General features: G+C 68.9%; 21 protein-coding genes. 14 read left to right on the top strand and 7 right to left on the bottom strand.

Annotated elements, in window-relative coordinates:
* Nucleotides 1–22 precede the first annotated feature (22 nt).
* Together BLT03_RS08455 and araD are read right to left on the bottom strand one after the other, a co-directional pair.
* Nucleotides 23–739: a ribonuclease activity regulator RraA gene (locus tag BLT03_RS08455; RefSeq protein ID WP_175537703.1), complete on the bottom strand. Its 717-nt coding sequence runs from the start codon at nt 737–739 to the stop codon at nt 23–25.
* Between the two features lie 47 nt (nt 740–786).
* Nucleotides 787–2,532 (bottom strand): L-arabinonate dehydratase, encoded by a 1,746-nt coding sequence (gene araD / locus BLT03_RS08450; protein WP_092742376.1) that lies wholly within the window; start codon nt 2,530–2,532, stop codon nt 787–789.
* An 80-nt stretch (nt 2,533–2,612) separates the two neighbouring features.
* On the opposite strand from araD, the gene BLT03_RS08445 reads away from it, so the two are divergent.
* Both BLT03_RS08445 and BLT03_RS08440 read left to right on the top strand, forming a co-directional pair.
* On the top strand, nt 2,613–3,305 hold the full coding sequence (locus BLT03_RS08445) for a GntR family transcriptional regulator (protein ID WP_092742375.1): 693 nt from the start codon (nt 2,613–2,615) through the stop codon (nt 3,303–3,305).
* Nucleotides 3,306–3,376: 71 nt separating this feature from the next.
* Entirely contained in the window at nt 3,377–3,682 is a 306-nt protein-coding gene (locus BLT03_RS08440; RefSeq protein WP_092742374.1) for a flagellar basal body rod protein FlgC, read from the top strand.
* Between the two features lie 135 nt (nt 3,683–3,817).
* Here BLT03_RS08440 and BLT03_RS08435 read toward each other — a convergent pair whose 3' ends face one another.
* A complete protein-coding gene (locus BLT03_RS08435; protein ID WP_092742373.1) occupies nt 3,818–4,066 on the bottom strand; it encodes a DUF2061 domain-containing protein in 249 nt (82 codons plus the stop codon).
* Between the two features lie 171 nt (nt 4,067–4,237).
* Here BLT03_RS08435 and BLT03_RS08430 point away from each other — a divergent pair, with 171 nt between their 5' ends.
* The 5 genes from BLT03_RS08430 (at nt 4,238) to BLT03_RS08410 (ending at nt 10,651) form a co-directional block, all read left to right on the top strand.
* Nucleotides 4,238–5,299: an SPFH domain-containing protein gene (locus BLT03_RS08430; RefSeq protein WP_092742372.1), complete on the top strand. Its 1,062-nt coding sequence runs from the start codon at nt 4,238–4,240 to the stop codon at nt 5,297–5,299.
* 73 nt (nt 5,300–5,372) lie between these two features.
* On the top strand, nt 5,373–6,869 hold the full coding sequence (locus BLT03_RS08425) for a DUF4178 domain-containing protein (RefSeq protein WP_092742371.1): 1,497 nt from the start codon (nt 5,373–5,375) through the stop codon (nt 6,867–6,869).
* A gap of 62 nt (nt 6,870–6,931) precedes the next feature.
* Nucleotides 6,932–7,156, top strand: coding sequence for a DUF350 domain-containing protein (locus BLT03_RS08420; RefSeq protein WP_175537702.1), 225 nt, complete (start codon nt 6,932–6,934; stop codon nt 7,154–7,156).
* 173 nt (nt 7,157–7,329) lie between these two features.
* Nucleotides 7,330–8,952, top strand: a complete 1,623-nt coding sequence (locus tag BLT03_RS08415; protein WP_092742366.1) for a polyamine aminopropyltransferase — start codon at nt 7,330–7,332, stop codon at nt 8,950–8,952.
* Between the two features lie 31 nt (nt 8,953–8,983).
* Nucleotides 8,984–10,651 (top strand): FAD-dependent oxidoreductase, encoded by a 1,668-nt coding sequence (locus BLT03_RS08410; RefSeq protein ID WP_092742361.1) that lies wholly within the window; start codon nt 8,984–8,986, stop codon nt 10,649–10,651.
* Between the two features lie 13 nt (nt 10,652–10,664).
* Here the strand turns inward: BLT03_RS08410 and BLT03_RS08405 are convergent, their stop codons facing one another.
* Nucleotides 10,665–11,423, bottom strand: coding sequence for a M91 family zinc metallopeptidase (locus tag BLT03_RS08405; RefSeq protein ID WP_092742360.1), 759 nt, complete (start codon nt 11,421–11,423; stop codon nt 10,665–10,667).
* Between the two features lie 227 nt (nt 11,424–11,650).
* Here BLT03_RS08405 and BLT03_RS08400 point away from each other — a divergent pair, with 227 nt between their 5' ends.
* Entirely contained in the window at nt 11,651–12,181 is a 531-nt protein-coding gene (locus BLT03_RS08400; protein WP_092742359.1) for a PadR family transcriptional regulator, read from the top strand.
* Nucleotides 12,182–12,471: 290 nt separating this feature from the next.
* The gene (locus tag BLT03_RS08395) at nt 12,472–13,254 is read left to right on the top strand and encodes a siderophore-interacting protein (protein ID WP_245711314.1); all 783 of its coding nucleotides are present in this window, start codon (nt 12,472–12,474) and stop codon (nt 13,252–13,254) included.
* A 64-nt stretch (nt 13,255–13,318) separates the two neighbouring features.
* Here BLT03_RS08395 and BLT03_RS08390 read toward each other — a convergent pair whose 3' ends face one another.
* Complete coding sequence (locus BLT03_RS08390) at nt 13,319–14,296, bottom strand: LysR family transcriptional regulator (protein ID WP_092742357.1); 978 nt, start codon at nt 14,294–14,296, stop codon at nt 13,319–13,321.
* A gap of 65 nt (nt 14,297–14,361) precedes the next feature.
* On the opposite strand from BLT03_RS08390, the gene BLT03_RS08385 reads away from it, so the two are divergent.
* From BLT03_RS08385 to BLT03_RS08370, 4 genes are all read left to right on the top strand, one after another.
* Entirely contained in the window at nt 14,362–15,261 is a 900-nt protein-coding gene (locus tag BLT03_RS08385) for a DMT family transporter (protein ID WP_092742353.1), read from the top strand.
* A gap of 110 nt (nt 15,262–15,371) precedes the next feature.
* Nucleotides 15,372–15,611 carry a hypothetical protein gene (locus BLT03_RS08380; protein WP_092742350.1) on the top strand — a complete coding sequence of 80 codons (240 nt, stop codon included), beginning with the start codon at nt 15,372–15,374 and terminating at the stop codon, nt 15,609–15,611.
* A gap of 180 nt (nt 15,612–15,791) precedes the next feature.
* A complete protein-coding gene (locus BLT03_RS08375; RefSeq protein WP_245711313.1) occupies nt 15,792–17,099 on the top strand; it encodes an esterase-like activity of phytase family protein in 1,308 nt (435 codons plus the stop codon).
* Nucleotides 17,100–17,223: 124 nt separating this feature from the next.
* The gene (locus BLT03_RS08370) at nt 17,224–17,928 is read left to right on the top strand and encodes a riboflavin synthase subunit alpha (RefSeq protein ID WP_092742347.1); all 705 of its coding nucleotides are present in this window, start codon (nt 17,224–17,226) and stop codon (nt 17,926–17,928) included.
* A gap of 170 nt (nt 17,929–18,098) precedes the next feature.
* Here the strand turns inward: BLT03_RS08370 and BLT03_RS08365 are convergent, their stop codons facing one another.
* On the bottom strand, nt 18,099–19,874 hold the full coding sequence (locus BLT03_RS08365; RefSeq protein WP_092742344.1) for a GGDEF domain-containing protein: 1,776 nt from the start codon (nt 19,872–19,874) through the stop codon (nt 18,099–18,101).
* Nucleotides 19,875–20,181: 307 nt separating this feature from the next.
* Here BLT03_RS08365 and BLT03_RS08360 point away from each other — a divergent pair, with 307 nt between their 5' ends.
* Nucleotides 20,182–20,742, top strand: coding sequence for a GNAT family N-acetyltransferase (locus BLT03_RS08360; RefSeq protein WP_092742341.1), 561 nt, complete (start codon nt 20,182–20,184; stop codon nt 20,740–20,742).
* Between the two features lie 6 nt (nt 20,743–20,748).
* Here the strand turns inward: BLT03_RS08360 and BLT03_RS08355 are convergent, their stop codons facing one another.
* Nucleotides 20,749–21,642, bottom strand: a complete 894-nt coding sequence (locus BLT03_RS08355; protein ID WP_092742339.1) for a LysR substrate-binding domain-containing protein — start codon at nt 21,640–21,642, stop codon at nt 20,749–20,751.
* Nucleotides 21,643–21,649 lie beyond the last annotated feature (7 nt).

The following is a 21,649-nucleotide window of genomic DNA, read 5'->3' as shown; positions in this document are numbered from 1 at the left end:
AGATGAAGAGGAGGGCGCGGTGTCAGCGGCCTTTCGCGGTGCGCCAGGCGGCGAAGTCGCCGTGGGTGGCGGGGTCGGTGGGTGGGTACAGGCCGATGATCGAGCGGCCTTCCAGCACCTTTTCGGTCACGAAGTCTTCGAAGGCCGTCATCTCGGTGGCCTCGGCGGCGATCTCGTCGGCCATGTGCGCGGGAATAACGATGACGCCTTCGCCGTCACCTACCAGGACGTCGCCCGGGAACACGGCCACGTCGCCGCAGCCGATGGGCACGTTGATGTCGATGGCCTGGTGCAGCGTGAGATTGGTGGGGGCAGAGGGCCGCTGGTGGTAGGCGGGCATTTCCAGCGCGGCGATTTCGGGCGTGTCGCGAAAGCCGCCGTCGGTGACGAGGCCGGCCACGCCGCGCTTCATGAGGCGCGAGGCGAGGATGGAGCCGGCGGATGCGGCGCGCGCGTCCTTGCGGCTGTCAATGACGAGCACGGCGCCGGGCGGGCAGTCTTCCACCGCCTTGCGCTGCGGATGGTCGGGGTTTTGAAAAACGGCGATGGTGTTCAGGTCTTCACGCGCCGGGATGTAGCGCAGCGTGAACGCCTCGCCCACCATGTTGGCGCGGCCGCCGCGCAGCGGGTGCACGTTCTGCAGGAACTGGTTGCGCAGCCCCTTCTTGAACAGGGCGGTGCACAGCGTGGCGGTGCTGACGTGGGCGAGCAACTCGCGGGTGGCGGGGTTCAGGGGCATGGGTGTCCAGTGCAAAAGAGGAGTCGGTTTTTGCGGGAAGAAGGGGCTCAGAAGATGTCGGGCTCGGGCACGGGCGCGCCGAAGCCGGTTTCAAGAAAGTCGAAGTCACAGCCCTGGTCGGCCTGCAGGATGTGGCGGCTGAACATCCAGCCGTAGCCGCGTTGGAAGCGCGCAGGCGGCGGCGTCCAGGCGGCGCGGCGGCGGGCGAGTTCTTCGTCGCTCACTTCCATGTGGATGCGGCGCGCGGGCACGTCCACGGTGATGAGGTCACCGGTTTTCACGAGCGCCAGCGGCCCGCCGATGTAGGCCTCGGGTGCGGCATGCAGGATGCAGGCGCCGTAGCTGGTGCCGCTCATGCGCGCGTCGGACAGGCGCAGCATGTCGCGCACGCCCTGCTGAACCAGCTTCGTCGGTATGGGCAGCATGCCCCACTCGGGCATGCCGGGGCCGCCCTGCGGGCCGGCGTTGCGCAGCACCAGGATGTGGTCGGCCGTCACGTCGAGGTCGGGGTCTTCCACCGCGGCCTTCATGCTGGGGTAGTCGTCGAACACGAGTGCCGGGCCGGTGTGCTGCTGCAGGTGCGGCGCGCAGGCGCTGGGCTTGATGACGGCGCCGTCCGGCGCAAGGTTGCCCCGCAGCACGGCGAGCGCGCCTTCGGCGTAGATGGGATTGTCCAAAGGGCGGATCACATCGTCGTTGAACACGCCGGCGCCCGCGATGTTCTCGCCCAGCGTTCGGCCGGTGACGGTGCGCGCGCCCAGATGCAGGTGTTGCGGCATGCGAGACATCAGCCCCGGCAGGCCACCGGCGTAATAGAAGTCTTCCATCAGGTACGTTTCGCCGCTGGGCCGCACATTGGCGATCACGGGCACGTGGCGGCTGGCGGCGTCGAAATCCTCCAGCGTGACGGCGCAGTGCGCACCCGCGCGGCGCGACATGGCCACCAAATGCACGATGGCATTGGTGGAGCAGCCCACGGCCATGGCCACGTTGATGCCGTTCAGGAACGATTCACGGCTCAGCAGCTGCGCGGGCGTCTGGTCGGCCCACACCATCTCGACGATGCGGCGGCCGCTTTCGGCGCTCATGCGCACGTGGCTGGCGTCGGGCGCGGGGATGGACGAAGCGCCCGGCAGCGTCATGCCGATGGCCTCGGCGATCGCGGTCATGGTGCTGGCGGTGCCCATGGTCATGCAGGTGCCATGGCTGCGGGCGATCCCGCCCTCCACGCCCAGCCACTGCGTCTGCGTGATCTGGCCGGCACGGCGCTCGTCCCAGAGCTTCCACGCGTCCGAGCCCGAGCCCAGCACCTGGCCGTTGTAGTTGCCGCGCAGCATGGGACCGGCGGGCACGAAGATGCAAGGCAGGCCCATGCTGATGGCGCCCATCAGCAGGCCGGGGCCGGTCTTGTCGCAGCCGCCCATCAGCACCGCACCATCGACCGGGTGGCTGCGCAGCAGCTCTTCGGTCTCCATCGCGAGCATGTTGCGGTAGAGCATGGTGGTGGGCTTGACGAACGCCTCGGCCAGCGAGATGGCCGGCAGTTCGATGGGAAAGCCGCCCGCCTGCAGCACGCCGCGCTTGACGTCTTCCACCCGCTGCTTGAAATGGCCGTGGCAGGGGTTGATGTCGGACCACGTGTTGACGATGGCGATGATGGGCTTGCCCACCCAGTCTTCGGGCGCGTAACCCATTTGCATGATGCGGGAGCGGTGCCCGAAAGAGCGCAGATCGTCGGGGGCGAACCAGCGGGCGCTGCGCAGGGACTCGGGGGTGCGGCGTGTCGTCGTCATAGGCTCCATCACAAGGTTGGCGCATTAAAGCACTAATATATTAGTGCGTCAAAACAGTGCGATGCCACAATCCGCCGCTTATGAATGTGAGAGACAAAGTCCGCCTCGACCGGTCGCGCCACGCGGCACCGCAGATCTTCGAAAAGCTGCGCGCCGCCATCGTCTCGCTGGACCTGACGCCCGGCACGGTGCTGGCGCGCGCCGAACTGGCCGAGCGCTTCGGCATCAGCCAGACGCCCGTGCGCGATGCGCTCATGCGGCTGGGCGAAGAAGGGCTGGTGGACATCTTTCCGCAGCACGCCACGGTGGTGAGCCGCATCGACGTGCCGGCCGCGCGGCAAGCGCATTACCTGCGCCGCTCCATCGAGCTGGAAGTGGTGCGCACCCTGGCGTTGCAGGGCGGCGCGGCGATCGCCCAGCGCCTGGAGGCCCAGATCGGCGTGATGCAGGCCGTGGCCGAGCCGCTGCAGCCCGATGCGTTCTCGCAGGCGGACCAGGCGTTCCACCGCCTGATGTACGAGGCGGCCGAGGTGCCGCGCCTGTGGGAGCTGGTGCGCAGCCACTCGGGCCATGTGGACCGGCTGCGCCACCTGCACCTGCCCAGCGTGGGCAAGGCGCAATCGGTGCTGGCCGACCACCGCCGCATCGCCGACGCCATCGCGCGCGGGGATGCGGCCGGCGCCCAGGAGGCCCTGCGCGCTCACCTGTCCGGCACGCTCAGCCAGGTGGATGAGATCTGCGCCCGCCACCCCGACTACGTGAACGCCGACTGACGGGCTGGTCATGGCTGCCGGTGCGGCGGATAATCCGCCCACTTCCCACCGTCCTCCACCGGAGCACTCCCATGGCCTCTGTTTCCTCGATTGCCGCTTCCGGTCTGCGCGCCGCCCAGGTGCGCATGGACGCTTCGGCGAACAACGTGGCCAATATGAACACCCCTGGTTTCAAGCGCCAGACGGTGGACCAGGAGGCCGTGGCCGGGCAGGGCGGCGTCGCCACCACCCGCGTTGGCCGTGCGGCACAGGAAGGCGCATCGCCCGAGGCCGATGCGGTCGAGCAGATGTCGGCCACCTACGCATTCAAGGCCAACCTGCAGGTGCTGCGTACCGAAGACCGCATGATGGGTTCGCTGCTCGACACCCGGGCCTGAGCCCCGTCAATCCCTCAAATCATCCAGGCGCGCCGACGAGGCCCGCCAGCCGCTCGATCAGCCATTTCTGAAACGGCACGCCGGCCGGCTCAGATGGCTGGCGCGGCTGCAACGCATCGGTTCGCATGGCGGTCCTCACGCGGCCAAAGGCGCGCCGCCCTCGGCCGCACGGCGGCGAGCGGCACGCTCCCACGCCTTTTCGTGGAAGAAGAACGCCACGGCCTGCACCGTGGGCTCCAGCAGGCTGAGCGTGATCGAAGCGATCAAGTTGCCGGTGACGGCGTAGGCCACCAGGGCGGCCACGCAGATGTGGATGAGGTAGTAGCTGCCCGTCTTCATCAGGGTGGGCAGGTTGCGGAGCGTGGCTTGGCGGATGCGGGACATGGCGGACTCCTGTGGGGCGATCTCGAATGCGAAACGAACAACTGCATGAATGCTAGTGATTCGCATTGGCGAACGCCAATTGATCGTCTCCAACACGGCGATAGCCAAGCGCCGGTGCGCCGCTATGATGGCCGCACTTTTCAACCTCTGTACCGCGAACCGGAGCACCGCATGGCCCTCATGGACTTCATCAAGAAACAGTTCATCGACATCATCCAGTGGACGGAGGAAAGCGACGGCACGCTGGCCTGGCGCTTCCCGATGCGGGACATGGAAATCCAGAACGGCGGCACGCTGGTGGTGCGCGAATCGCAGATGGCGATCTTCGTGAACGAGGGCCAGGTCGCCGACGTCTTCGGCCCCGGCACCTACAAGCTGACCACGCAGACGCTGCCGGTGCTCACCTACCTGCGCAACTGGGACAAGCTCTTCGAATCCCCGTTCAAGAGCGACGTGTACTTCTTCAGCACGCGCCAGCAGGTGGACCAGAAATGGGGCACGCCGCAGCCCATCACCATCCGCGACAAGGACTTCGGCGCCGTGCGCCTGCGCGCCTTCGGCAACTATGCGTTCCGCGTGGCCGACCCCAAGCTCTTTCACACCGAAATCTCGGGCACGCGCGCTGAATACACCGTCTCCGAAGTCGACGGACAACTGCGCGGCCTGGTGCTGCAGAACATCAGCAACGCCATCGCGGGCAGTGGCCTGCCGTTTCTGGACCTCGCCGCCAACCAGGTGATGTTCGCCGACGCGCTGGCCAAGGAGCTGCAGCCCGCGTTCGCCAAGATTGGCCTGCTGCTGGAAAGCATGACGGTGCAGAACGTCTCGCTGCCCGAAGAGCTGCAGAAGATCCTGGACCAGAAGATCGGCATGGGGATGGTCGGCAACGACATGGGCAAGTTCATGCAGTACCAGACGGCGCAGGCGATTCCGAAGTTCGCCGAAGGCTCGGGCAACGGCGGCGGCGGCATTGCCGGCGACGCCATGGGCCTGGGCGCCGGCGTGGCGCTGGGCCAGGTGCTGGCGCAGAACCTGCAGCAGGGCCTGCAGGGGCAGGGCGCGGGCGCCGCAGCGCAGCAGGTCGCCGCCGTGGCGGCCGCCCCGGCCGCGGGCGTCAAGCCCGAAGACGTGATGGCCACGCTGGAGAAGCTGGGCGAACTCAAAGCCAAGGGCATCCTCACGCAGGAAGAGTTCGACGCCAAGAAGGCCGAACTGCTCAAGAAGCTGGTCTAGTTTTCGCTATCGATTGAATAGCATCCTGCCCAGGTAATACCTGCGCAGGGGGCCAAAAACACTCCAACAAAACATGGCCGAGAGCGGCACCCAGCGCACCTACCGCGCGCCTTGTCCCGGCTGCGGCGCACCGGTCGAATTCAAAAGCGCGCAATCCACGCACGCCGTCTGCCCCTACTGCCAGAGCACGGTGGTGCGCAGCGGCGAGGTGCTCACGCGCGTGGGCAAGATGGCCGAGGTCTTCGACGACCACAGCCCGCTGCAGCTTATGGCGAGTGGCCGCATCACGCTGGACGGGCAAGACCTGCCCTTCACGCTGATCGGGCGCCTGCAATACAAGGGCGACACCGGCACCTGGACCGAGTGGAACGCGTTCCTGGACGACGGCACCACCGCCACACTGGGCGAGGACAACGGCGCCTACGTGTTCACGCGGCCGGCCACGGCCGGGCGCGACCTGCCGGCGGCCGAGCAGTTCCGCGTCGGCATGACCACGGCGGTGGCCGGCAAGGCCTACAGCGTGGCCGCCAACGTGCAGGCCCAGTTGATTTCCGCGCAGGGCGAACTGCCCAAGCTGCCTCCGCTGGGCCAGCCCTTCAGCATGGTCGAGCTGCGCAGCGCCGACGGCGAGGTGCTGTCGATCGACTACGGCAGCGCGCCCCCGAAGGTGGACCGCGGCCGGGCGGTGCAGCTGGACGACCTCAAGCTGCAGGGCCTGAAGGACGCGTCCGCCAAGGACGAAAAAGGCCGCCAGTTCAACTGCCCCCACTGCGGCGCCCCGGTGCCCGTGAAGCTGGGCACCACCAAGAGCCTGACCTGCCCGTCGTGCAACAGCCTGATCGACCTCTCCAGCGGCCTGGGTGGCGAACTGCGCCACGCCGAGCAGGACGAGCCGGTGCGCCCGCTCATCCCGCTGGGCAAGGTCGGGCAGCTGGAAGGGGTGCACTGGCAGGTCGTGGGCTTTCAACACCGCATGGGAGTGGAGCCGGGCGACGACGAGTATTTCGGCTGGGACGAATACCTGCTCTACAACCAAAAGCGCGGCTTCGCCTTCCTGGTGGATGCGAGCGACGGCTGGAGCCTGGTGCGGCCCGCCACCGGCGCGCCGCAGATGACCGGCGGCGGCCAGAGCGCCACCTACCTGGGCACCACCTACCGCCTGTCGAGCCAGTACGACGCCGAAACCACGTATGTCTCCGGCGAGTTCTACTGGCCCGTGGAGCGCGGCCAGAAGAGCGCCAACCGCGACTTCGCCAGCAGCACCGGCCGCGGCCTGCTGTCGATGGAGCAGACCCCGCGCGAGATCACCTGGTCCAGCGGCAGCAAGATCGACAGCGCCGTCGTGGCCCAGGCCTTCAAGCTGGACGGGCAAAAAGACCTGTTCCAGCGCGCGGATGCCGCGCCGCTGGCCAGCGCCACCAGCATGGGCTGCATGACCATCATCGTCATAGCGGTCATCCTCATCATCATCCTGCTGCTGATGAGCAACTGCTCGGGATCGTCGGGCGGCGGATACCGCAGCTCGGGCGGCTCCTTCGGCGGGTATTCCAGCGGGGGCGGGCACAAATGACGGCACGGCAACGCCCCCGCGCTCTCTTGTTGCATCCACTTTTCATCTGACGGAGGTCAATCATGGCTCTTGAATGGCTGCGGCCCGCCGCGTTTTTCGGCTCCATCCTGTTCGCGCTCATCGGCGTCTTCGTGTTCTGGGTGAGCTTCATCATCATCGACAAGATCACGCCCTACGACCTGTGGGCCGAGATCGTCGAGAAACAGAACAAGGCCCTCGCCATGGTGGTGGCCGCCATGTGCCTGGGGATCAGCATCATCGTGGCAGCGGCGATCCACGGGGGGTGAGGGCTGATCGCGGCCCGTGCGAGCCCCCTGGCTGCACTGTGAGTGGCCGGAGGTGCCATTAAAGAACGCTTGAATACAGCGCCAGCGTATTGAAGGATGCTTTCATACGATGCCTGGCGCCGGCGCGGCCGAAGCCCCGAACGCACCGGCCGCGGCCGGCTGAAACCCATTCCATGACCGAAGACCAGCCCCCACGTGGCACCTTGAGCCCACGCGATCTCACGCCCCAGCGGCCCCGCCCCATCGACATCGCGCTGCTCGCCAGCGTCTTCGTCGTCGCCGCGTGCGGCCTGCTCTACGAACTCGCGGCCGGCGCGCTCGCCTCATACGTGCTGGGCGATTCGGTGCTGCAGTTCTCCACCATCATCGGCACCTACCTTTTCGCCATGGGCGTGGGATCGTGGCTGTCGCGGTACTTCGAGCGGCAGTTGCCTGCGCACTTCCTGCGCATCGAACTGCTGGTGGCGCTGGTGGGTGGCGCGTTGCCGGCCACGCTGTTTCTCGCCAATGCCTATGCGCCGGGCGCGTTCCGCGTGCTGCTGTACGGCATGGTGATGCTGGTGGGCACGCTGGTGGGGTTGGAGATTCCGCTGGTGATGCGCATCCTGAAGCGCAACGCGGTGCTGAAAGACTTGGTCTCGCAGGTGCTCACGTTCGACTACCTGGGCGCGCTGGCGGTGTCGCTGGCGTTTCCGCTGCTGCTGGTGCCGCACCTGGGGCTGATCCGCACCGGGCTGCTGTTCGGCCTGATGAACGCGGCGGTGGCGATGTGGGCGGTCTGGCTGTTTCGCCACGAGCTGCGGCGCCTGCGGGCGCACGTGCTGGCCTGCGTGGCGGTCTTCGGCGTGCTGCTGGCGGGGCTGGTGGGGGCGGAGCACATCACGCGCTTCGCCGAGGACAAGTTCTACCAGGACCGCATCGTCGTGAGCCGCGCCACGCCGTACCAGCGCATCGTCGTGACCGAGGGCAAGGCGGGGCACCGGCTGTACCTGAACGGCAACCTGCAGTTCGCCGAGCGCGACGAGTACCGCTACCACGAGGCCCTGGTGCACCCGGCAATGGCGGCGTTCGCCTCGGGCGGCGCGGGGCCGCGGCGCGTGGCGGTGCTGGGTGGCGGCGACGGCATGGCGGTGCGCGAGGTGCTCAAGTACCCGTCGGTCGAATCGGTCACGCTGGTCGAGCTGGACCCGGCGATGACGCGGCTGTTCACCGACGACCCCACGCTCGCGCGGCTGAACGGCGGGGCGCTGTCCAACCCCAAGGTGCACGTGGTGAACACGGATGCGTTCCAGTGGCTGCAGGACGGCGCAGCGGCCACGGCCACCGCCAACGGCAACAAGGACAGCGACGGCATGTTCGACGTGATCGTGGTGGACTTCCCCGACCCGACCAACTTCGCCATCGGCAAGCTCTACACCAACAGCTTCTACGCCCTGCTGGAACGGCGCCTGTCCGCCAGCGGCTACGCGGTGGTGCAGACCACCTCGCCGCTGGTGGCGCGGCAGAGCTTCTGGACGGTGGTGCAGACCATCGAATCGCTGGGGCTGCGCACGGCGCCGTACCACGCGCATGTACCCAGCTTCGGCGAATGGGGCTTCGTGATCGCCAGTCGCCGGCCCTGGCATTTGCCCGAAACGCTGCCCGAAGGGCTGCGTTTTCTGTCGGTGCCGACGCTGGCGCTGCTGTTCGATTTTCCGCGCGACATGGCGCGCGTGCCGGCCGAGGTCAACCGGCTGTCGAACCAGGTGCTGGTGCACACCTACGAACAGGAGTGGGGTAAGGTGGCGGCCCACTGAACGCGCCGCCCGCCCGGCCGCCTCGCCCACCATGCAACGCCGCCAATTCCTTGCCGCTTCGGCCACCTCGGCCGCTGCCGCCCTCGCAGGTTGCGGTGCGCCGCCCGAACTGGAAGGCGGCTTTGCCGGCATCGACATGGCGCGCGGCCATGCGCTGCGCGACCGGCTCCAAAAAGGCGGGCCGATCGAGCCCGACATCGTGCGGCGCACCCAGGTGGTGGTCGCCGGCGGCGGCGTGGCGGGCCTGGCGGCCGCGCGTTCGCTGCGCCTGGCCGGCACCGACGACTTCGTGGTGCTGGAGCTGGAAGACACCGCCGGCGGCAACAGCCGCGCCGGCAGCGTGGCCGGCATCGCCTGCCCGCTGGGCGCGCACTACCTGCCCGTGCCGGGCGACAGCGCCCGCGAGGTGCAGGACCTGCTGGAAGAACTGGGCCTGCGCCAGCGCGTGGCCGGCCGCTGGCGCTACGACGAGCGCCACCTGTGCCACAGCCCCCAGGAGCGCCTGTTCTTTCAGGGCCAGTGGCAGGACGGGCTGCTGCCCGTGCAGGGCGTGGGCGCCGAAACGCTGGCGCAGTACCGGCGCTTTTCCGCCCGCGTGGCCGAGCTGAGCCGCGCGGCGCCCTTCACCATGCCCGCGCTGAAAGGGTGGAAGCCAAATCAGCCTCTGGCGCAGATACATCTAGGGCTGGATGCTATTATTTTCATAGCATGGCTGGAGCAGGAAGGTTTCGACGACACCCACTTGCGCTGGTACCTGGACTACTGCTGCCGCGACGACTACGGCGCCGGCACGGCGCGCGTTTCGGCCTGGGCCGGCATCCACTACTTCGCCAGCCGCCACGGTTTCCATGCGCCCGGCGATGCGGCCACCGAAGACCGCGAGGGGGTGCTCACCTGGCCCGAGGGCAACGGCTGGCTCACCCAGCGCCTGGCCGCGCCGCTGCAGGCCGGTGGGCAGCTGCGCACCGGCAGTTCGGTGCTGCGCATCGAGGAAACCCGCCAGGGCGTGGAGGTGGACGTGTTCCACCATGCCAGCGAGAGCGTGGAGCGCTGGCAGGCGCGCCGCTGCATCGTGGCGCTGCCGGTCTTCATCGCGGCGCGCGTGGTGCGCAACCCGCCGGCTTTCCTGCAGCAGGCGGCGCAGCGCCTGTCGTGGTCACCCTGGCTGGTGGCCAACATCCACATCGACGCGCCGCTGGCAGACCGCGAAGGCGCCGCCCCCGCCTGGGACAACGTGCTCTATGCCGACCCCACCCCCGGCGGCCTGGGCTACGTGAACGCCGGCCACCAGCGGCTGGACCCGCGCCCGGCCGCCACCGTGCTGACCTACTACCAGGCGCTGGGCGACATGGCCGACGGCCGCCAGCAACTGGCCGACAAGCCCTGGGCGCAATGGCGCGACGCCATCCTCACCGGCCTGGCCGCGCCGCACCCCGACCTGGCCCAGCGCGCCAAGCGCATGGAGATCACGCGCTACGGCCACGCCATGTCCGTCCCCGTGCCGGGCACGCAGGCGTTCCTGAGCAAAATCGTGCCCCAGCGCCCGTCCAGCAAGCGCTATGCGCTATCGAATGGAGAGCGGATCGCCGTGCCGCCCACGCCCGGCACCGCCCGACTGGCGTTCGCACATGCGGACTGGTCGGGCTACTCGGTGTTCGAAGAGGCCTTCACGCGCGGGCACGCGGCGGCGCTGGCTTGAAGGCTTCCGTTGATCAATGGTCATCGGTGAAGCCGTGATAGCTCCTGCGTGGCGTCAGCCCATGCTCTCTTCGGATGGAGTTTTCTGAAGGAACCTCGTCGGCATAAGGACCGACGCCGATCGTGCGCAGCTCCACAGGCAGCAGCGCTTTTTCCAGCGGACGGTCCGAGCCCTGATGGGCAGAAGTCGAGGTGTCTTCCGAGCGGCGTGGCTGGATGCCGTGCAGGCTGTCCCGCGCATGGATCATTTCGTGTCCCAGCGTTGCGACGTAATGGTCTGCACTCAATTCATATTCGTCCGAGGCTTCGGATGAAAACTTCATTCCGATGTTCGGGTCCGTGTTGATCCACACTTCATCGGCTCCGGGGATCTCCCTGCCAGGCATCGGGGCGGCGGCCACCTCGGGCATGAACGGATCATCCGATGGACGCCGGCTCATGTAGCTGTCGATGTCGCCCCAGTTGTCCATGGGCCGCAACTGCGTGTTCCCAGCGCTCTGCTGGCAAGAAAGCGCATGCGGCCAGCCACCTTGCGAAGGCGTCAGCACTACGCGTTTTCGGGGCGCCATGGTGGTGATGGACTCGATCTGCCGCAGCAAAGTCCGGCCGGAAGATTTGGACGCCAGTTGCGCCAGCGCTCCTTCGTTGCGATGCACGAAATCCTGGTTTTTGGACTGGAGAGCGTCCAGTTGCTCGCTGGTGCGGACGCCCGCCTCCCGAGGCCCGGGCGTATGGATGTAGACACCGGGAAATTCCGTGCGTTGGACGGGCATGGGACACCTCCTGCCGGCGTTTGCCGAAAAAATGAAGAAGCTACCGATGTCCCAGCAAAGCGACGGCCCGGGGTGCGAAAGAACTGGCCAGATTCCGAACAGGATCACCGGAACGGGTAGAACCCCGGCCACTTCGCCGACCATGAGACCAGCAGGGATACCAAACAGCCGCCCCGCTGGCATTCAAAAAAGATATATCTTTCAGTTTTTAGATATATCTAATTGCCATGATGAAACACGAATTTCTGGATGCGCGCCCGCCTTCTTCCCTTGAGCGGCGCGGCGGCGGCCGCGTTTTCGGCCATGGCGGTTTGCGGCTCGTGCTGCTGCAACTCATCGCCGACAAGCCGCGCCACGGCTACGAGCTCATCAAGGCCATCGAAGAACGATTGAACGGCGCCTACAGCCCCAGCCCGGGCGTGATCTACCCCACGCTCACGCTGCTGGAAGAGATGGGCCACGTGACCGTCAGCGCCGACGGCGGCCGCAAGCTGCACACGCTGACCGATGCCGGGCGCGATCACCTGGCCGAGCACCGGACCGAGGTGGACGCGCTGCTGGCCCGCATGGCCAGCGGCCTGCCGATGCGTGGCGGCGGCGGCGGGCACGGCGAGCGGCCGGCGCCGATCGAGCGCGCGGTGCACAACCTGCGCCATGCGCTGCACCTGCGGCTGGCGCGCGAGCCGCTGGCCGAGGCGCAGATCCACGCGATTGCCGACGCCCTGGACGCCGCAGCGCGGCAGATCGAGCGCCTTTAGCCCCACGGGCACACCACGCCACGCCACCGGACGAACTCATCAACCCATCCACCCGGCAGCCGCGCAGAGCGCCCCAGAGCGACCGCGCAGGCCACCGCCGCGAACCCGAGAGCGCGCCCCACGATGCCCGCCTTGCCACTTCTCACCGCGCCGGCCACCCCGGCAGAAAGCCTGACATGACCTCTCTGTCTCAATCAATTTCGACATCGGCCCCATCACCCTCCGCCCCCACGGCCACGGCCACGGCGCAGCCTTCGGCCGAACTTCTGGCGGCCCGCGCTCCCCAGCGCATGCGCCATGAACTGCGCCGGCGCACCCTGACCGTGCAGAGCGCCGAGCGCGTGACGCCGCATTGCATCCGCGTCACGCTCACCGGCGCGGACCTGGAAGGGTTCGACAGCGCCGGCTTCGACGACCACGTGAAGCTCATCCTGCCCGACCCCGCCACCGGCCAGATCGACTTTCCCGTGCCGGGCGAAAACGGCGGCCTGGCGCCCGATTCGCCCCGGCCCACCATGCGCGACTACACACCGCGCGAGCACGACATCGCCGCGCGCACCCTCACCATCGATTTCGCGCTGCACGACGCGGGCCCGGCCACGCAGTGGGCGCTGCAGGCCGCACCGGGGCAGACCGTGGGCGTGGGCGGGCCGCGCGGCTCGATGATCATTCCCCCCGCGTTCGACGGCTACGTGCTGATCGGCGACGACACCGCGCTGCCGGCCATCGCCCGCCGCCTGACCGAACTGCCTGCCGGCGCACCCGTGCTGGTGCTGGCCGAGGTGGACGGCCCGGCCGACGAACAGCCCCTGCCCACCGCCGCCGACGCGCGCGTGGTGTGGGTGCACCGCCAGGGCGCCGAGGCGGGCACGGCCGACGGTCTGCTGGCTGCACTGCGCGCGCAAACGCTGCCCGCGGGCGACTTCCACGCCTGGGTGGCCTGTGAATCGAGCGTGGCCAAGGCCCTGCGCGCACACCTGGTGGGCGAGCGCGGCGCCTATCCGAAGTGGGTCAAAGCCTCGGGCTACTGGCGCCGGGGAACGGCGGCCACGCACGACACGCACGAGGATTGACGTCTAAACGAGGATTGACGCCTCAAGGGCGGGGCGCAGGTGGACTGCGCTCAGCGCTTGCGCCCTACGCCAGGGCCACCGGCACCGCGGCCAGCCCCTGCGCCACGTGATCGATCCATGCGCGCACGCGCGCCGGCAGAAAGCGGTTGGGCGGATACAGCAGCCATGCCGTGCCGGAATAGGCCGTGGTGTGGCGCCAGCCGGGCAAAACGCGCACCAGCGCGCCACTGGCCAGCGCCGCCTGTGCGGTGAAGCCGGGCAGGGTGGCGATGCCCAGGCCCGCCAGGGCCGCCTCGCACCGCACCTCGCTGTGGTTGGCCACGTAGCGGCCGCGCACCTTCACCACGGCCGTCTCTGGCGCGCCCCGGCCTTCGCCAGCATTGCCGCCACCGCCGCTGCCGGCGCCGAGGCGCTCGAAGCGCCAGTGCCGGTCGCGCTCGTCCTCGCCCAGGTACAGGCAGTCGTGCTGCGCCAGATCGCTCGGGTGCGCGGGCAGGCCGCGCAGCGCGAGGTAGGCGGGGCTGGCGCACACGACGTGGTCGATCACCTCCAGCGGCCGGCCCACCAGGCCCGGCGGCGGCGTGTCGGTGATGCGCACGGCCACGTCGATGTGCTCGGTGAACAAATCCACCGTGCGGTCGGCGATCACCAGTTGCACATCCACCTGCGGGTGCGCGGCGAGAAACGACGGCACCAGCGGATGCAGGCGCTGGCGCCCGTACGCCTTGGGCGCGCTCATGCACACCAGGCCGCTGGGCACTTGGGCGTGGTGGCCGGCGAGCGCCAGCACTTCGCGGGCGGAAGACTCCAGCCCCTGGCAGCGCTCGAAGGCGGCCTGTCCGGCTTCGGTCAGGCGCAGGCGGCGGGTGGTGCGCTCCAGCAGCCGCACGCGCAGCACGGCTTCGAGCCGCGCCACCTGGCGGCTCACGGCCGAAGGCGTCAGGCCCAGCTCGCGCGCCGCGGCGGAAAAGCTGCCCGCCGCCGCCACACGGGCGAACACGGCCATGTCGGGCAAGGCATCCAGGGCTTCATTCGTGCGCATGGGGAAGCAATGTTGTTCGCGAAGGCAGCATTATCAAACGCAGCGCACGAATCTACGATCGCCGGATGACCACTTTGACCGGCTCCCGCCCCGCCGTGCTGCTGCACAGTGCCGACCTCGTCTTGCTGCTGGTGGCGATCGTCTGGGGCACGAGCTATGGCGTGGCCAAGGGGGCGCTCGCTTTCTACCCGGTGCTGGGGTTTCTGGCGGTGCGCTTTCTGCTCACCACGGCGCTGCTGGCACCGGCGTGCCTGCGGGCCACGCGGGCGCAGTGGCACGGCGCCTTGCGCGCCGGCCTGCCGCTGGGCGGGCTGCTGATGGCGATCTTCGTGTGCGAGACCTATGGCGTGGCACACACGCAGGCCAGCAATGCGGCGTTCCTCATCAGCCTGTGCGTGGTGTTCACGCCGTTCGCCGAATGGTGGCTGCTGGGCCGGCGGCCGGCCGGCTCGGTGTTCGGCTTCGCCGCCGTGTCGCTGCTGGGCGCCGCGCTGCTGGCGGGCGGCGGCCTGCAGATGCGCTGGGGCCTGGGCGACGCGCTGATGCTGGCAGCCGCCGTGCTGCGCGCCGTGACCGTGTGCGCCACCAGCCGCCTCACGCGGCGCCATGCGCAGGCCCCCATGCTGCTGCTCACCGCGGTGCAGTCCGCCGTGGTGGGGCTGGGGTGCCTGCTGGTGGCCGTGTCGCTGCCGGGCGGGCTGCCGGCGCTGCCGCAGGAAGGCGCCTTCTGGGCCGCGAGCGTGTACCTGGTGCTGGGCTGCACGGTGTTCGCCTTCATCGCGCAGAACTGGGCGCTGAAGCACAGCGCGCCCAGCCGCGTGGGGCTGCTGATGGGCACCGAGCCGGCCTGGGGCGCGCTGTTCGCCGTGCTGTGGCTGGGCGAAAGCCTGGGGCCCGTGCAGTGGATGGGCGGGGCGCTGATCGTCGCGGCCGCGTGGTGGACGCTCGCGCGCCAGCGCGCGTAGGCTGGGCACCGGCTCGGAACAGCGGCGCCCCAGCGCACGGCGATACTCCGGCAGGCAGGGCATCCGCCCGAGCCGCAGGGGCGGTGCCGATCCCACGAGGAGCTTTTTCGATGACCGACCTTCGCGACATCCTGGCGCACCTGCGCGCAGGGCGCTGGAACGAAGCCCACCAGCAGATACAGGACGATGCGACGCCGCTGGGCGCGTGGCTGCACGGCATCGTGCATCTGCAGGAAGGCGACCTGGAAGACGCCGAGTACTGGTACGACCAGGCCCAGCGGCACTTTCGCAGCCGGGGCACGCTGGAAGAAGAGATGCAGCGGCTGGAAGCGGAACTGCCGCCGAAGTAGCGCTAAAGGCCGCGCGGCGGGGCGTGGCCCTTGCCGTCATGGCCCTGTCACGGCGCGCCGGCATCGTTGCGGTTTTCGTCCGCCACAAGCCATCGCATGCTGCCCTCGTTCCGCCTCCGCTCGTTGTCCCGTTTCGCTCCTTTTGCGCCCTTCGCCCTGCTGGCCTGCGCCGCCGCCACGATGCTGCCCGCCCATGCGCAGCAGGCGTTTCCCGCCACGCTCGCCGGCCACGCCGTGCTGCCGGCGCAGACCTTCATTCCCGCGCCCAAGGACGCACCCGCCGATCTGCAGACCAGCGGCAAGTTCACCACGCCGCAGCGGGCGGACCGGCTCGGCAGCGTGGAAGGCACCTCCGCCGGCCGGCCCACGGGCGTGTCGCTGCCGTTCAAGGGCCAGCCCGCGCAGGGCCACTCGGGCATCAAGCACATGGCCGACGGGTCGTTCTGGATCCTGACCGACAACGGCGCGGGCGCCAAGGCCAATTCGCCGGACTTCATGCTCTACCTGAACCACTACGCGGTGGACTTTCAAAGCGGCCAGTTCAAGCGCCAGAAGACGGTGTTCCTGCACGATCCGGACAAGAAGGTGCCGTTCCGCATCGCCGAAGAAGGCACGAAAGAACGCTACCTGACGGGCTCGGACTTCGACCCCGAGAGCTTTCAGTTCGCCGGTGGCGCACTGTGGATCGGCGAAGAGTTCGGCCCCTACCTCATCAAGGCCGACCTGGACGGCCGCGTGCTGGCGGTGTTCGAAACGCAGGTGGACGGCAAGACCGTGCGCTCGCCCGACCACCCGGCCATCACCGGGCCCGGTGCGCCCGATGCGAAGGCGCCGGCCTTCGAGGTCAAGCGCTCCAAGGGCTTCGAGGGCATGGCCTCGTCCAAGGACGGCAGCAAGCTCTACGCGCTGCTGGAAGGCCCGCTGTGGAACGAATCCGCCAAGGCCTACGAAGCGGTGGAGGGCGGCAAGCAGTACCTGCGCGTGCTGGAGTTCGACGTGCGCGCCGAGAAGTGGACGGGCCGCCACTGGAAGTACGTGCTGGAGGCCAACCACCATGCCATCGGCGACTTCAACATGATCGATGGAAACACTGGCTTGATCATCGAGCGCGACAACGGCGAAGGCACGGCCGGCAAGGCCTGCCCCGAGGGCCAAAAGCGCACCGACTGCTTCCATGACCTGGCGAAATTCAAGCGCGTCTACAAGGTGGAGCTGACCGACGCCAACGCCGGCGGCGAACTGCGCAAGGTGGGCTACATCGACCTGCTGAACATCCAGGACCCGCAGCGCCTGGCGAAAAAGCCGCTGGACAACGGCGTGCTCACCTTCCCGTTCTTCACCATCGAGAACGTGGACGTGGTGGACGGCACGCACATCGTGGTCGGCAACGACAACAATCTGCCGTTCAGCAGCAGCCGCGCGCCGAACCAGGCCGACGACAACGAACTGCTGCTGCTGGAAGTGGGCGAGCTGCTGCGCGCCCGCTGAGCGCGCTGCGAAAGATCTGGAGACCCCGCCGTGCGTGGGCCGGGGCCCGGGTGGCAAAATTGCCGCCTCCCCGGAGCGCCCCGGTTGCGCGGCGCTCCTTTCCACGCACCGGGAATCCACTCGCATGTTCACTGGCATCGTCCAAGCCACGGCGGCCCTCGCCGCCATCCACGACCGCGAAGGCCTGCGGACCTTCCTCATCGACTTCCCACCCGGCTTCTGCCAGGACCTCGCCGTCGGCGCGAGCGTGGCGGTGGACGGCGTGTGCCTCACGGTCACCGAGCTGCTGCCACCCAACGCCGCGGCGTTCGACGTGGTGCTGCAGAGCCTGAACGTGACCACCCTGGGCAGCTACGCCGTGGGGGACCGGGTGAACGTGGAGCGCGCGGCAAAGGACGGCGCCGAGATCGGCGGGCACCCGCTGTCGGGCCACATCGACTTCGCCACCACGCTGCACAGCGTGCGCGAGTCGGACAACAACCGCGTGTGGCGCGTGAACATTCCGCCCGACTTTCGCAAGTACATCTTCGCCAAGGGCTACATCGCCATCCACGGCGCGAGCCTCACGGTCTCCGAGGTGAACCGCGCCGAAGGCTGGTTCGAGGTGTGGCTGATTCCCGAGACGCGCCGCGCCACGGTGTTCGAGCACAAGCAGGCGGGCGACCGGCTCAACATCGAGATCGAGCGCAGCACCCAGGTGGTGGTGGACACCGTGCGCGAAGCCGTGCACGAAAGCCTGGGCCGCCTGCAGCCGGTGCTGGAAGCGCTGCTGCGCGACAAGGGCCTGTCGCTGGAAGACTTCGTGCAGCCGCCGGTGCTGCCGCGCTGATCGCTTTGCGGCCGTGCGGGCCACCGGGGGCGGGCGCAGCGCCTTGCCCCTCGCAGGCACGCAGGCACGCAGGCACGCAGGCACGCAGGCACTTTGGGTCAAAAAGGCCTCCAGCGCAATATCCACTAGGGTGGATAGCTATTAAAACAATAGCATTCTTCCGGTAACCCTCACACCGCGGTCAGTTCCCCCGCACCGGTATCGACCTTGGGCTCGGCCAGCACCACCCGGTTGCGCCCCGTTTCCTTGGCGCGGTACATCGCTGCGTCGGCCTCGGACAGCAGCTGATCGAGCACCAGGCCGTGCCGGCCCGAATCCGCCACGCCGAAGCTCGCCGTGAGGCGCAGCGGCTGCGGGGATGCAGGCAGCAGCAACTGCAGGTCGGCCACGGCTTCGCGCAGGCGCTCGGCCAGCCGCACGCCGTGCGCGGGATCGCAGTGGCTGAGCAGCACCACGAATTCCTCGCCGCCGAAGCGCCCGACCAGATCGCCCAGCCGCAGCTCGGAGCGCAGCGTGCGCGCCACCGCCACCAGCGCCTGATCGCCCACCGCATGGCCCCACTGGTCGTTGAGCAGCTTGAAGCGGTCCACATCCAGGATGACGATGACCACGCCGAAGCCGTGGCGCCGCGCCTGCGCCAGCACGCTTTCCGCCGCGTCGAAGAACGCGCGCCGGTTGGGCAGGCCGGTGAGGAAGTCGGTGTTGGACTGCTCGCGCAGCTGCGCGATCAGGCTGTTGCGCTCGCGTTCCAACGATTCGCGCTGGCGGGTCTGCAGCTGCAACTCGCGCGCCGCGCGGATCACCGCCGCCATTTCGTCGTTGGCGGTGGGCTGCGGCAGGGGGGCGTCCAGGTCGTTGTTGGCCAGCGCCTTCAGCGCCCGCGCGGTCTGCACCAGCGGGCTGAGAACGCGGCGGTCCACCATCGACAGCGCCGCCGCCAGCAGGGCCAGCAGCAGCACCGAGCCGGCCGCCACCAGGCCCAGCATGCGCACGGCGCGGGCGTATTCGGCGCTGGCGCGTTCGCGCAGCTGGGTGAGCAGCGTGTCGCGCACCTCGAAAATGGTGTTCATGTCGGGCACGTACAGCGCGGCAAAGCCTGCGGCGTCCAGCCCGTAGCGGCCATCGCTCTCGCCGGCCGCGATCATGCGGTCGATCAGCGGGCCGGTGTCGCGAAAGTAGCGCTGCTGCACCGTCTGCCACGCCTGGGCGATGGGGCGCGGCTGCTCGGGCACCGACAGCCGCAACTCGATCAGGAAGCGCAGCTGCGCGATGCGCCCGCGCGTCTGTTCGATGGCCCGGCGCTCTTCGGCCGAAAACGGCTGCTGGCGCGCCAGCGCCGCCGTGAAATGCGAGCCCAGCAGGCCCGCGAACTCCCGCAGTTCGGCCGTCAGGCGCGCCACCTGCACGTCGTCGGCCAGGGCCGGGTAGTTCTGGCGCGCGGCATTGGCCAGGCTGCTGGTGACCGGCGCCAGCAGCGGCACGATGGCCACCATGCCGTAGACCGCCGAGCGGATCGACTCGGGCGCGCGTTCCGCCTTGGGCTGGGCCACCACCTCGTCCACCGCCGACCGGGCCGTGGCCAGCGCGAGCTTGGCGGCGGCCACGCGCCGCGCGGCATCAACCCGCATGGCATCGCCCGCACGCGCCGACAGCACGCCGTGCAACGCGTCGAACGCGCGATCGGTGCGGGTGCGCGCCTGGGCCAGCGCCTGCTGCAGTTCAGCCGGCAGGGGCGATGCCCCGCCCAGCGCTCCGTTGGTGGGCCCTCGCTCGCGCGACACCATTTCGGCGGCCAGCAGCCCTGCGCGCAATTGATCGATGGCCTCGACGCTCGCCGCCGACGCGCGCACCAATTGGTACTCGGTCGTCGCGATGCGGCCGACCAACAGCATCGTGGCCAGCACCACGAGGGCCCCGAAAAGGCGAAGTAATCGGCTCAAAGACATGGTGGTCTGACATCAATACGGCGAAGGCAACAGTGCAAAAATTCTCTCATCGGCAGCGCATCCGGCGGCTTGCGGTGGCGAACGAATCCACCAAATGCCGACGATACGCCCTGGCTCGCCGCCCCCGATCCGTGCAAGAAGCGCGCCCGGGCCGCCGCAGCCAGCTCAGCCGTAGTATGAACAACCGCGGTGTCGATCGGTGCGCTCGCCCTCCGGCGGGCAGGGTTTCGCGCCCCTTGCACCGCACGCCACAGCACGTCACTTCACGCCACGACGCACCATTTCGCTCTGTCACCATTGCCTTCCAATGCCAGTCCGCAATCCTGCTCCCCCGCTTCCCTCACCGGCTGCCCGGCCCCTTCCACGCCCGCTCGCACTGGCCGATCTGCCCGGGCTGCTGCAGGTGCAGCGCGCCTGCTACGGCGAAGGTTTCGAAGAAAGCCATGCGGTGTTCGCGCGCCGCCTGGCCAGCCCGGCGCAGTGCTCGCTGGCCCTGGAGCAGGACGGCCAGCTGTGCGCCTATCTCGCGGCGTACCGCTCGGTGCTCGGCAAGGTGACGCCGCTGCACGGCGATTTCGAGCCAGTGGCTGGCAGAGCGGCGCCCGACACGCTGTACCTGCACGACATGGCCGTGTCGCCCCCATTGGCTGGGCAGGGCCTGGCGCAGGCGCTGCTGGCGGCCGCCTGGGCGGCGGCGCGCGCCGAAGGGCTGCGCCACAGCGCGCTGGTGTCCGTGCAAGGCTCGCAGGGTTACTGGGCACGGCACGGCTACGCACCGATGCCGCTGCAGAGCGCCGCACAGCTGCAGCGCCTGGCCACCTACGGCGAGGGAGCGGTGTACATGGTGCGCGCGCTGCCAGCGCCCTAGCGCGAGTTACGCCGCGCCGCTGCCGCGCTCTTCCCCCGCCTGCGCCACGATCCAGTCGCGAAAGCGGCGCAATTGCGGATCGATGAGCGCTGGCGCCGCGTACACCAGGTGGTAGGCCAGCGGCGTGGCGAGCGTGCCGGCCTGCACGCCGATCAACGCGCGCGTGGCCAGTTCGCGCGCGATGAGGGCGCGGCGCACCAGCGCAAAGCCCCGCCCGGCCACCGCGGCCTCGATCGCACCGTTGGAATCGGCGAACACCACGCCCTGTTCGGTGTTTACCCGAGGCATACGGTGCGCTTCACACCAAAGCCGCCAATCGCCGCGGTGCTCGTCGTGCAGAAGCCGTGGTCCATCGATGTCCCGTGCCCGTGCGATGCGGCGCGGTGCCACCAGTCGCGGGCTGCACACGGGCACGAGGTCGTCGGCCAGCAGCGCTTCGGCGCGCAACCCGGGGTAGCGGCCCATGCCGTGGCGCACCGCGAAATGCACGCCTTCCTCGGCCAGGTCGATGGTGCGGTTGGTCGTGCTCACATGCACGTCGAGGCTGGCAGCGTGCTGCTGAAAGTCCTGCAGGCGCGGCACCAGCCACTGCACGGCAAAGCCCGGCGTGCAGCTCACCAGCACGACGCGCCGTGCGCCCATGGACACGCGCGAAGTGGCATGGCCGATCACCGCGAGCGCATCGCTGCACGCTGCCTGGTAATCGGTGCCAGCGCGCGTGAGCGCCAGGCAGCGCGGCAGGCGCTCGAACAGCGTGCAGCCCAGAAACTCTTCCAGCTTGCGCACCTGTTGCGAAACGGCGCCGGGCGTGACGTGCAGTTCGATCGCGGCGCGCCGCACGCTCAGGTGGCGCGCGGTGGCTTCGAAGAAACGCACGGCGATGAGGGGAGGCAAGCGCATGACTGTT

The sequence above is a fragment of the Paracidovorax valerianellae genome (assembly GCF_900102625.1).
Classification (GTDB): Bacteria; Pseudomonadota; Gammaproteobacteria; order Burkholderiales; family Burkholderiaceae_C; genus Paracidovorax; species Paracidovorax valerianellae.
The sequence above is the reverse complement of the archived record's forward strand: the minus strand, read 5'-3'. Positions and strand labels throughout refer to the sequence as shown.